Raw genomic sequence first — 11,717 nt, 5'->3', positions numbered from 1 at the left:
ACCTAAAAGACTGCCATACAACATATTACGCTTCAACAAAAACACGTGTTAAAATAAATAAGAAAAGATATATTCACTTTCATTTCAGGATAAAAAAACGTATTTTTAGCATCAATTAAACCACTATAAATTAATTATTATGAAAAAATTATTATTTGCTATTGCCATCTGCGGATTCGTATTTACTTCTTGTGGAAACAAAACTAAAGCTGCTGCTTCTGAAGAAAAAGCATGTTGTTCAAAAGAAAAAACAGAAGCTTCTGCAGAACTTGAAAAAGATTCTTCTAAATGTTGTTCAGCTAAAACTGAATGTGCAAAAGATACTACAGCAACAGAAGATGTAACCACTGCAGAGGAAGTTGATGTTAAAGAAGTTGCTGCTGAATAAGCAAAATAGGAATGTACTCTACCTGCTCAAAAGAATACAGCAGGACACAAACAAAATAAAAATCAGCCATGGAGTTTTTCTCTATGGCTTTTTTTATTACAAACAGAAATTACTTTTTTCCTGCCTGCAAAAGTTTATTGGAAAGACTTCTAAACCGAAGCATAAACAGAAAAGAGGCTGCTCCTAATCCTGCTGGTAATCCCCACCAAATTCCCACTTCATTCATACCGAAAACAAAAGCACATAAATATCCGGTAGGTAACGAAACCAGAAAGTAGGCAACAAAGGTGAGCAATGTAGGTATGTTCACATCCGACATTCCTCTTAAAATACTTCCAAATACAATCTGAAGAGCATCAAAAAACTGATAGATTACCATTACAATCAGAAACTGAGCTGTTAATTGAATAACTGCCGGTTCCTGCGTAAACCATGTGGGCAAAATATGCCTCAGGCTTACAAAAAGTATGCACATAAAAACAACTATACCCAACACCAAATGAACTGCAGCCCAACCGGAATTCTTCATTTCGCGGATACGTTTCTCACCCAGTAAAGACGAAATCCGAATGGTTGTGCTTGCCGCAATTCCCTGATAAATCATAAAACTAACCGTAGATAAACTCAATACAATTTGATGTGCTGCCAACCCTTCCACACTAATCCACCCCATCATTATGGTACTCAGCATAAATGCCGAAGCTTCCATTACCAGCTGCGAACCAATGGGTAATCCCAATTGCCAAATCCGCCAAAAATCTTTCAAACAATAAACTGATTTCCTGATCATTTCCCGATATGGCTTAAAAAATCTTCCAGTCCGAAAAACCCAGAAAAAAGCAATTGCCATAAAACCACGGGCAATTAAGGTTCCATAACCTGCTCCGTTTAAACCCATTGCCGGAAAACCACATTTCCCGTTAATCAAAATATAGTTTGCAGCTATATTCACCAAATTGGCAAGCAGCATGATATTCATAGCTACTTTAGTATTGGCAAGTCCTTCGCCAAATTGTTTGTATCCCATAAAAATCATCATGGGCAATATACTGGCAGCTAAAATCCACAAATAACTTTTCGCATCAGTAATAATTTCCGATGGCTGTCCCATTTTTCCCATTAAAAGGCTAAGCAATAAAATTACCACGGTAAGTAATATGCCCATCAATATCATTGCCAGCATTCCGTTTTTAAACCACGATCCAATTTTCAATTTCTTGAAATCGCCTCTGGCCTCGCCTACCAAAGGAGTAATTGAATATGAAAATCCGGTACCGAAAATAATCACCAGCCAGAAAATTGTATTGGCAAAAGAAGCTGCCGCAAGTTCGTGAGTTCCCAAATGGCCAATCATCATGTTGTCAACCAATCCCACGGTGATTTGTCCCAATTGCGCTAAAACTACCGGCAATCCAAGTTTTACAATTGGACCGTAATGAGGTAAATAGGCTCGTAAGGAAAAGGCTTTCGAAATTCTGTTCATGCTAATTAAAATGTGATACTAAAAATAAGTTGGATATTCTATTTGGGGAAGGACATCTGTCTTAGAGCCGACAAATGTAAACATCACAATTGAATGCTCCAATTCCAATTGAGGAAATACAATTTCCCCAATCATACAACAAGCTGTTTTTGTTCATTAATATTGTAATCCCAACAATCAGGTATTGGATATCAATCAGCGAACATCTATATTTGTTGCATATTTGTCGAAAATGAGGAATTTCAAGAAACAAATGTTATGTCTGCTCATGCTAATACCAATGTTGGTATTGCTTGCGCATGATGTAATTCCTCACAACCACAATCATAACACCACCGAAGATCAACAAATTTCGATTATTCACTTTCATCAACATGTGAAATGCAATACCTGCAATCATCACAATCATGGTGAAACGAACTGGAACCATCAAAACGAAAAAAACAGTGAATCTTGCTGCATTCTGACTCATAATAGAGTTCAGCAAGAAATCAAATATCAAATCTTCCTTAAGGCAGATGCGATCCGACTTGATTCGGAAGACATACGGAAAGTTAAAAAATTCCGGGTTCATAACTACAAACTTATTCCGGAACCACTCCGGTTTTCCCCTCACAGAAGAGGCCCTCCAAATTCAATTTTAGTTTAAGCATACTGATAGTTCCAAATTATCAGCAGGCAGACTATCCAATGGACTGAACTCTATTGAGATAATCGATATACCCAATAATTAACGGTATAAAAAACTCACAAATCTGCAATAAGACCAATGTTACAAACACTTGTTTTATGCTGTAAAACCGATTCTTTTTTAAAATAATTTCTATCTGTGCAATCCCAATGCATTCGGGACGGCATTCTATCGACTTATTTTAAGGTGAATTTGGTATCATACAAAATACAAATACAATGAAACAATATATCTGGATAAGCTTTTGCTTATCAATGCTATTAAGCGCATGTCATTCTTCAGAAAGTTCAAATACCGATCACGAAGGTCACAATCATTCTGCTGAAACGGAAGCTCACGAAGATCATGCCACAGAAAGCCTGACCTTATTTAATGATAAAACGGAACTATTTGTAGAGTTTCCTACTTTAATGTTGGGACATACAAGTCAATTTTTAACTCACTTCACCAATTTGGAAAGCTACAAACCATACACAGAAGGAAAGTTAACCGTTAGCTTGATAAAAGAGGGAAAAGTAGTTCGTCAAACAGTAGAAGCACCGGCGAGAGAAGGGATATTTACTCCAAATGTACAGGCAAAAGAAGCAGGAGTCTACACTCTCGTATTTGATATTGAATCGAAATATGGGAAAGAACAATTCTCAGCTAAAAATATTCATGTTTATAAAGATCACGAAGAGGCAGAATTGGCAGAAACACCTGAAACCGCCGAAGGAATAAATTTTCTGAAAGAGCAAGCCTGGAAAATCGATTTTGCGACTTCTGAAGCTAAATTGAGTCCTTTTCAGCAAATCATTAAAACAACCGGAATTTTACTTCCATCTGTTAATATGGAAAAGCAAATTGTAGCCAAAAGCAGTGGTATCGTTCATTTTCAATCGCAGGATCTTGTTCCCGGCAAAACCATTAAAAAGAACGATCCGATATTCAATCTTTCGGGAAACGGTTTGGCCGGTAATAATATTTCCACTCAATTTACCGAGGCAAAAACCAATCTGGAAAAGGCAAAATCATCTTTCGAAAGAGCTAAAACACTACACGAAGATCAAATTATATCCGAAAAAGATTTTGTGGAAGCAAAAAGCAATTTCGAGAATGCAAGCGTAAATTACGAGAGCATCAATAAAGATTACAATTCGAATGGTTTTTTAATTGCTTCGCCTGTCAGCGGATTTATTTGTGATGTTTATGTGAACGAAGGACAGTATGTTGAAAAAGGAGATGTATTGGCTAAAATTGATCAGGGATCTAAATTATTACTAAAAGCAGATGTGTATCAGAAACACCTTCAGCAATTGAAACACATTAAATCAGCAAACTTTAAATTACCGTATAACGAACAAATATTCGATACAGAAAAGCTGAACGGAAGATTAATCGCCTACGGTAAAGACATACACGAAGATGATTATACAACACCTCTGTATTTTGAACTGGATTTGACTTCGGATTTATACGCCGGATCGTTTGTTGAAGTTTATCTGAAATCAGAAAGATCATCAAATGTTCTTCATATCGAAAAGTCAGCTGTTCTGGAAGATCAGGGACTAAAATATGTGTTTGTGCAATTATCCGGCGAAAGCTTCGAAAAACGATTTGTAACTATTGGTATTAGTAACGGTCAGGAAGTAGAAATTACTTCAGGACTTAAAGCCGGCGAGCGTGTTGTAAGCAAGGGTGCTTATTTTGTAAAACTTGCCTCAATGGCAGGTGCATTGCCCGCACACACGCACGAGCATTAAATTTTGATGCAAGTGTTTAGGAATGAACAAGAAAGCAGGCTTAACTAAAACTGATACAAAAAATTTAAAATAAACTATCGTGTTAAATAAAATCATACAATATGCATTACACAATCGTATTCTTGTGCTGTTTGTATCCATCCTCCTAATTTTAGGTGGTGGTTATACAACAGCAAACATGGATGTGGATGTGTTTCCCGATCTGACTGCCCCAACCGTGGTAGTTATGACAGAAGCTCATGGAATGGCTCCCGAAGAAGTTGAAAAACTGGTCACCTTCCCTATTGAAACTGCTGTTAACGGAGCTACTAATGTCAGACGCTTACGTTCCTCATCATCAGCAGGATTCTCCATCGTATGGATCGAATTCGAATGGGGAACCGACATTTACAAAGCCCGGCAAATTGTGAGCGAGAAGCTGTTAGCAGTTTCCGAAAGCTTGCCCGAAGGAGCTGGAAATCCTAGTTTGGCTCCTCAATCATCAATTATGGGAGAAGTCTTAATGATTGGACTGCAATCGGACAGCATTTCTCCAATGGAACTAAGAACTTTGGCTGACTGGACCATTCGTCCGCATTTGCTGGCGATTAACGGGGTTGCACAGGTTGTTGTAATCGGCGGCGAATTCAAACAATATCAGATCTTGGCCAATCCTCAAAAAATGAGGTATTACAAAGTTAGTATTGATGAATTAATGAAGGCAGCCCGCTCTACCAACCAGAATTCTGCCGGTGGATTTATCAACGAATACGGAAACCATTATAACATTAGAGGAATTGCCCGCACATCAGATTTTAAAGAACTTGGGAACTCTGTTGTGAAAATGTACAACAATATTCCTGTTCGAATTAGTGATATTGCTGAAGTTAAGGCTGCCGCTGCGCCAAAAATTGGTTTGGGAACCATTAACAGTGAGCAGGCAGTCTTGCTAACTGTAAAAAAGCAACCAGGCATCAATACACTAAAGCTGACCGAAAAATTGGATCAGTCTATTGCAGAATTATCAAAATCACTGCCCGAAGGAGTTACGGTAAATACGCACATTTTCCGTCAGGCAGATTTCATCAATTCTTCCATCGGAAATGTAAAAAAAGCACTGATGGAAGGTTCCATTTTTGTAATCGTGATTTTATTGGTATTTCTGATGAACTACAGAACCACTGTAATTTCGCTTTTGGCCATTCCGATTTCGCTTTTGGTAACCATGATCACCCTCAAATTTCTGGGCATTACCATAAACACCATGACTTTAGGTGGTATGGCCATTGCTGTTGGTGATTTGGTTGATGATGCAATTATTGATGTGGAAAATGTTTACAAACGACTCAGGCAAAATCATCTTTTACCAAAGGAACAGAGAAAAAAACCAATTAAAATCGTTTACTCTGCATCCTGCGAAATTCGTTCATCCATTATCAATGCAACCTTTATTATTATTGCTGCTTTTTTGCCTTTATTTTTCCTAAGTGGTATGGAAGGCCGAATGCTTCAGCCACTTGGCATTGCGTTTATCGTTTCTCTTTTTGCTTCATTGGTTGTTGCGCTTACTCTCACTCCTGTTTTGTGCAGCTTCATGCTCACCAGCAATAAAATGCTCGACAGAAAGAACAAAGAAAGCTGGTTGGTTGCTCATTTAAACAAATGGTATGGCCATTCTCTCGGGAAAGCCTTGCAATATAAAAAATGGATATTGGGAAGTGCTGCCCTCCTGTTTGTTGTTTCCATTTTTATCCTTTCGGGATTAGGCAGAAATTTCCTTCCTGAATTCAACGAAGGCTCTCTAACCATTACAGCGATCACCAAACCGGGAATTTCTTTGGAAGAATCGAACAAGATTAAAGTTTTGGCCGAAGATGCCTTAAGAACAATTCCTGAAATCAGTTTAACAGCCCGACGAACAGGCCGATCTGAGTTGGATGAACATTCGTTTGGTGTCAATACTTCTGAAATTGAAGTGCCTTTTACATTGACAGAAAGAACCAAATCTGAATTCCTTCTGGAAGTCCGTGAAAAATTGAGTCATATCTCAGGCGTTAATTTCGCCATAGGACAACCCTTAGGACACAGAATAGATCATATACTTTCCGGCACTAAAGCCAATATTGCGATCAAGATTTTTGGTGATGATTTAAATTTAATGTTCAAGCTGGCAAATGATATCAAAGCATCAATCTCTCCAATAGCAGGTGTTGTGGATGTGAATGTAGAACAGCAAGTAGAAATTCCGCAAATCCGAATTTTGCCAAAACGCGATATGCTGGCTAAATATGGAATTTCAATTGCTCAATTCTCTGAATTTATTCATGTAGCATTTGCCGGATCGAAAGTTTCGGATGTGTTTGAAGGAATCAGGGCTTTCGATTTGGTGGTAAAGTACAACGAAGAAAACCGTGGTAGTTATGATGCCATTCAAAATGCCTTGATTGATACATGGGATGGAAAGAAAATCCCTTTTAGTTATGTAGCCGAAATTCAATCGCTATCGGGTCCAAATACCATTCACCGCGAAAATGTTCAACGCAAGCTGGTTGTTTCTGCCAATGTTGCCGATCGTGATCTTCGCAGTGTTGTTACTGATATTCAGAACAAAGTTGAACAAGACATAAAATCACCTGAAAGTTATAGAATTGAGTACGGCGGACAGTTTGAAAGTGAAGCCAAAGCTTCCCGGGTTTTAATGATCGCATCAATGTTCAGTTTTCTGATTATTTTCCTTCTGCTATTTCAGGAATTTAGAAGTACTCAACTGGCGGGTATCATTTTATTGAATTTACCCTTGGCGCTTATTGGAGGTGTTTTTACAATTTATTTCACCTCTGGAATGCTTAGTATTCCAGCAATAATTGGATTCATCACTCTGTTTGGTATTGCTACACGAAATGGTATTTTACTTATCTCTAACTACCAGAGCATGAAGAAAAAGGGACTGGAAATTAAGGATATTATCGTTCAGGGATCTGTTCACCGATTGAGTCCTATTTTAATGACAGCATTGACAGCAGCACTGGCTTTAATTCCAATGGCAATAGCTGGTGATCAGCCGGGAAATGAAATTCAAAGTCCGATGGCAGTTGTTATTCTGGGTGGACTATTGAGTTCTACCCTACTGAATATTTATATTATTCCAATCGTGTATCTCTTACTGAACACTAAAAACAAAGGAAATGCTTAGAAAATTATTAATCATCGTCATAACAGGATTGAGCTTTCAGGCAATGGCTCAATCCTCTGTTCAGAGAATTTTGCAGGAAGTTGAAAAAAACAATCCAAAACTTCAAGCACATCAGCAATATTTGGAAGCACAAAAATTAGGAATACGGTCTCAAAATAATTTGGCCAATCCTGAATTGGAATGGGAAAAAAGTTTTTCTTCGCAGGAAGGCAAACCCTACGAAATTTTGGTAAGTCAGAGTTTTGATTTTCCAACCAGCTATATCTACAAAAATCAGCTTAGGGATGAGAAAATAACCAATCTGAAAAATATACAGGCAAAAGTAAGACAAGACATTTTACTGGAAACAGAATTGATTTGTTTTGAGCTTATTTACCGAAACAAACAAAATATAGAGTTGAGTACAAGATTGGATAATGCTGAAAAATTAACACGCTTTTTTGAGAAGAGGTTACAAGAAGGAGATGCCAATATTCTAGAGGTTAATAAAATTAGAATGCTGGCTCTTAACACAAAAAATCAGCTGCAACTGGTTCGAAACAAAATATCCAATCTAAAAAAAGATTTACAAAAGCAGAATGGAGGTTTGGAACTGAATTTAAATGACCTTGAGTATCCTGTTGTGAGTATGGACGAGGACACTAAACTTCTACTTGCAAATGCTGTAACCACCGATCCTTACTTAAACCAACTAAGAGCAAATGAACAGATGGCTTCGAAAGAAACTTCTTTGGTAAAAACAAATTCTCTTCCTAAGATATCAATCGGATATCGCTATTTAGGTTCAGATTTGATGAAAGAAGCCAACGGTATGAAACTCGGAATCAGCATTCCTTTGTGGGAAAATAAAAACAAAGTAAAGCAGGCAAAACTAATGGAACTGTTCCGAAAAGAAGAGCTGTCCTTCGAGAAAACGGAGAAAGAAAATGAATATGAGAAACTTTTTCAAACTTTTTTCAGTCTAAAATCCAGTCTTTCCGATTATCAAAATGTATTTGCGGAAAAGAAATATGATTCTCTTTTGCGCAAGGCTCTTGATTTCGGCGAAATATCTGGAATTGAGTATCTTATGGAGAGCATTTACTACTACGAAAGTTTCGATACTTATCTTGAAATTGAACATGAATACAACATCAACAAGGCTAAGATACTAAGATATCTACTTTAATACTTATGTAGATCCATTAAAAATATCACTTTTCGTATAACTTTTTTGAAACCCTTAGCGTAGAAGTAGCAAAACGGTTTCCGTTTTTAAGGTTTAAAGTGAATAGATTAAAAAAGGATGGGGTGGTTACCATCCTTTTTTGTTGTCCAATAATTAGTATTTTTCATCGTAAATTATCAATATATTTATCAATTACTTGACAATAAAAAATTTATTCCTATATTTAAGTTGAATTCTCAATTGAAAATTCAGGTTATAAAGTGAATTAGAGAAGGGATGGAGTGGTTGCCATCCCTTTTTTCATGAGAAAACTCTTGTTTGTTTGAATACAAATCTCTTAAAAACATCATAAAAAGGAGGAATATCAGATCCCTCCTTCACATATTCTTTTTTCAGAAATTCTTAATCTACTTAAATAATTTCTTCAGTAAATCCTTCCCTTTCTTTTCCAATTCTTTCTTGGCCCGTCGTTCCAACTCTTTGGCCACGGCCTGCTGAGCCTGCTTAATTGCTTTACTTAAATCAAGCTTCACATTTGGATTATCAACCGTACCAGTAATCTTCACAGCAACATCAAGCTCTTTAACTTCATCGAAACCAGGTAATTTATCGAAATACTGATTTACCTCTTTGCCCAACTCATCTTTTGGCAATTTCATATCCATGGTAAAATTCAATTTTCCATCAACAGACTGAGTTCCGTAAATTTGTGCCGGATGTCCTGCAACTTTAGCTTCAAACGGCTTTACCTCCACGTTTCCATCAGTAATTACAAAATTCATATCGAATTGAGTTATCGAAATCCGTTTGTATTTGTCATTTTTTAATGCTGCAGCTAAGGCGTCGAAAGCTTTATTATCTTTTATCACAATCATTTTGGAATGAATTGCTCCATTTCCATTCAATGTATTCATTACCGGATTCATTTCCTGATCAAGCAAAGATGTAATCTTTAAATCGGATGACATCTTACCGGAACAATTCATAGCAATTGGGAGCATCTTTTTAATCATGCTTAATGATCCGTATGCTGAATTGATATCAAAATCCTTCACATCCAAACCAAAATCAATGGCTGGTTTCTGAATATTCTTAGTATTGTAGGAACCATTCATTGTCATCGAGCCTTTTAACATATCCATGGATAAGTCAGTTAACTGTGCTTTAGCATTTTTAACAACAATTAGTCCCTTCATATTTTCGATATTCATTTTATCGAACCGTATCAGTTTCATCGAAGAAACCAATTTTAAGTCTAAATTAGCCGGAATTTCAATCACGCTTAATGGAATTGTATCCGAAACTGCTTTTGCATCCTCTTCCTCAGTCATAAATTCATTTATATCAAATAAATTTGAACTCAAAATGAAGTTTCCTTTTAAAACTTTATCTTTTAAAACGTAAGGGATATAGTCCTCTATTTTTCCAGTTAACTGAATATCCGAAAATCCAATTTTGGAGTTAAAAGAAGTCAGGCTGATGTATTTTGGCGTAAAATTCAGAACAGAACTTATGATCTTAATTCCCTGCGGAAAATCAGGAGTTAAGAATTCGAAGTTTTTCAATTTCACATCCCCTTTGGTCGTAATTTTTTCATATTCCTCCTTTTCTATAGCAGACATCTTTCCGCTAAAACTAACATCAGAAGTTACGATGCCTGTAATTTTAATGCTATCCATTGGGATTGCATGGCGAATTTTGGCAAAATCAATCACTCCTTTGAATAAACCATTCATGTAAGGATCGGATATTGGATTTTTTACATGGATTTCTGCATCGAATGGATTGTTGGCAACCTCAAAATGAAATGAATTTACATCAGCTGTCAATAAATCCAGATCTCCTCCCGGATGTTTTACTTCTGCATTTATGGTAATATTGTTAATCGATTCTTTGAGATCAGGATATTTTAGAGTAGCCTTATCAACTGCTAGTTTAGCACCAAATGACGGCATATAATCTTCTTTATAATCCCCTTTTACGAAAGCTGTTAATGCCAGAGTTCCGTTAGTCTCCAATCCTTTAAGATCGGCTTTGAATACATCAGGAACCATTGAAAGCAAGGTTTTAAAATCTGCCTCCTGAGCATTCATTTTCAGATCCAGACTATAACCATCCTCTAACATTCCAACATTTCCATCTATACCGAACACTAGTTCATTTAAGGTTAGTTTATTCTCTTTAAATGTGAATATCATATTCTGAAGATCAGCTCCAATAACCGCATCAAGCGTTACACTCGCCTTTTTCAAATATTTTACGCCATCGTAATCCAAATCAATTCCTGTAATTTGCGATTTTACATTCAAATTCGTCGATTTCACTGTAAAATCACCATTTAACGTCAAATCCAAATCATCTACAACAAGAACAGTTTTTATGGATGCATCCGCATAACGCAAAAAGAAATCTTCAATACGCACTTCTTCAAAAATCACTTTAAAATCGGAAACCTCGCCAGTCTCCTCTTCCACCACTGCCTCATCAGATTCCTTTACAATATCCCAATTTGCTTTACCCGATTCCAAAACAACAGCATTTACTTTTGCGTTGGCCAGCACAATTGCCCCAACTTTTATTTGAGTACCGGACAACGCTGAACCCAAATCAACTGCAGTATATAAACTACCAACTGAAGCCAAAGTGTCATTTGAAAATTCATTTTTACCAACAACAGTTACATTCTCAAGCTCAACATAGAGGTTTGGAAATTTTTTAAACATCGATAAGGACAAATCTCCTATTTCTACCTTAGCATCTATCGTATTATTAATTTCGGTTTTTACCCGCTCCATTATCTTATCTTTAAAGAAAAAGGGTAAAATGATTAGCAGCGCTAAAAGCAAGACTACAAATCCTCCAAAAAACTTTAGAAACTTCTTCATTATATCATTTATTTATATGGTTTTACATAACAAAAGTACAAAACCTGAAGGATTATACTCGATTCAATGAAAAAATAATCATGAATAACGTAAATTTAGTTTTTTTAAACCGCAACTAAAATCCTAACTAAAAGATTTAGAGTTTTTTAATACCAGCTTCTTTCTGAAGTTTCATTTTTATTAAAAAA

7 protein-coding genes are annotated in these 11,717 nt (G+C 36.4%); 4 read left to right on the top strand and 3 right to left on the bottom strand.

Features of this window, described 5'->3' with window-relative positions; genetic code table 11:
• Positions 1-139: 139 nt before the first annotated feature.
• On the top strand, positions 140-388 hold the full coding sequence (locus GQR60_RS15695; protein ID WP_124993843.1) for a hypothetical protein: 249 nt from the start codon (positions 140-142) through the stop codon (positions 386-388).
• A gap of 109 nt (positions 389-497) precedes the next feature.
• Here the strand turns inward: GQR60_RS15695 and GQR60_RS15690 are convergent, their stop codons facing one another.
• Together GQR60_RS15690 and GQR60_RS15685 are read right to left on the bottom strand one after the other, a co-directional pair.
• The gene (locus GQR60_RS15690; RefSeq protein WP_124993842.1) at positions 498-1,871 is read right to left on the bottom strand and encodes an MATE family efflux transporter; all 1,374 of its coding nucleotides are present in this window, start codon (positions 1,869-1,871) and stop codon (positions 498-500) included.
• A 271-nt stretch (positions 1,872-2,142) separates the two neighbouring features.
• Positions 2,143-2,445: a hypothetical protein gene (locus GQR60_RS15685; protein WP_124993841.1), complete on the bottom strand. Its 303-nt coding sequence runs from the start codon at positions 2,443-2,445 to the stop codon at positions 2,143-2,145.
• Between the two features lie 335 nt (positions 2,446-2,780).
• On the opposite strand from GQR60_RS15685, the gene GQR60_RS15680 reads away from it, so the two are divergent.
• From GQR60_RS15680 to GQR60_RS15670, 3 genes are all read left to right on the top strand, one after another.
• Positions 2,781-4,304 carry an efflux RND transporter periplasmic adaptor subunit gene (locus GQR60_RS15680; RefSeq protein WP_124993840.1) on the top strand — a complete coding sequence of 508 codons (1,524 nt, stop codon included), beginning with the start codon at positions 2,781-2,783 and terminating at the stop codon, positions 4,302-4,304.
• A 79-nt stretch (positions 4,305-4,383) separates the two neighbouring features.
• Complete coding sequence (locus tag GQR60_RS15675; protein WP_124993839.1) at positions 4,384-7,476, top strand: efflux RND transporter permease subunit; 3,093 nt, start codon at positions 4,384-4,386, stop codon at positions 7,474-7,476.
• Positions 7,469-8,644 (top strand): TolC family protein, encoded by a 1,176-nt coding sequence (locus GQR60_RS15670; RefSeq protein ID WP_124993838.1) that lies wholly within the window; start codon positions 7,469-7,471, stop codon positions 8,642-8,644. Before GQR60_RS15675 ends, GQR60_RS15670 begins: the two co-directional genes overlap by 8 nt.
• A gap of 407 nt (positions 8,645-9,051) precedes the next feature.
• Here the strand turns inward: GQR60_RS15670 and GQR60_RS15665 are convergent, their stop codons facing one another.
• Positions 9,052-11,529, bottom strand: coding sequence for an AsmA family protein (locus GQR60_RS15665; protein WP_124993837.1), 2,478 nt, complete (start codon positions 11,527-11,529; stop codon positions 9,052-9,054).
• Between the last annotated feature and the right edge of the window lie 188 nt (positions 11,530-11,717).

This window comes from Labilibaculum euxinicum (assembly GCF_009795715.1).
GTDB classification, from domain to species: Bacteria; Bacteroidota; Bacteroidia; order Bacteroidales; family Marinifilaceae; genus Labilibaculum; species Labilibaculum euxinus.
Note: the sequence above shows the minus strand (reverse complement) of the source record. Positions and strands in the feature narration are given on the sequence as shown.

Bases quoted from the DNA above. Each gene is read 5' to 3' on its own strand.
- GQR60_RS15695 (WP_124993843.1), top strand. From the start codon at position 140: ATGAAAAAATTATTATTTGCTATTGCCATCTGCGGATTCGTATTTACT.
- GQR60_RS15690 (WP_124993842.1), bottom strand. From the start codon at position 1,871: ATGAACAGAATTTCGAAAGCCTTTTCCTTACGAGCCTATTTACCTCAT.
- GQR60_RS15685 (WP_124993841.1), bottom strand. From the start codon at position 2,445: ATGAACCCGGAATTTTTTAACTTTCCGTATGTCTTCCGAATCAAGTCG.
- GQR60_RS15680 (WP_124993840.1), top strand. From the start codon at position 2,781: ATGAAACAATATATCTGGATAAGCTTTTGCTTATCAATGCTATTAAGC.
- GQR60_RS15670 (WP_124993838.1), top strand. From the start codon at position 7,469: ATGCTTAGAAAATTATTAATCATCGTCATAACAGGATTGAGCTTTCAG.
- GQR60_RS15665 (WP_124993837.1), bottom strand. From the start codon at position 11,529: ATGAAGAAGTTTCTAAAGTTTTTTGGAGGATTTGTAGTCTTGCTTTTA.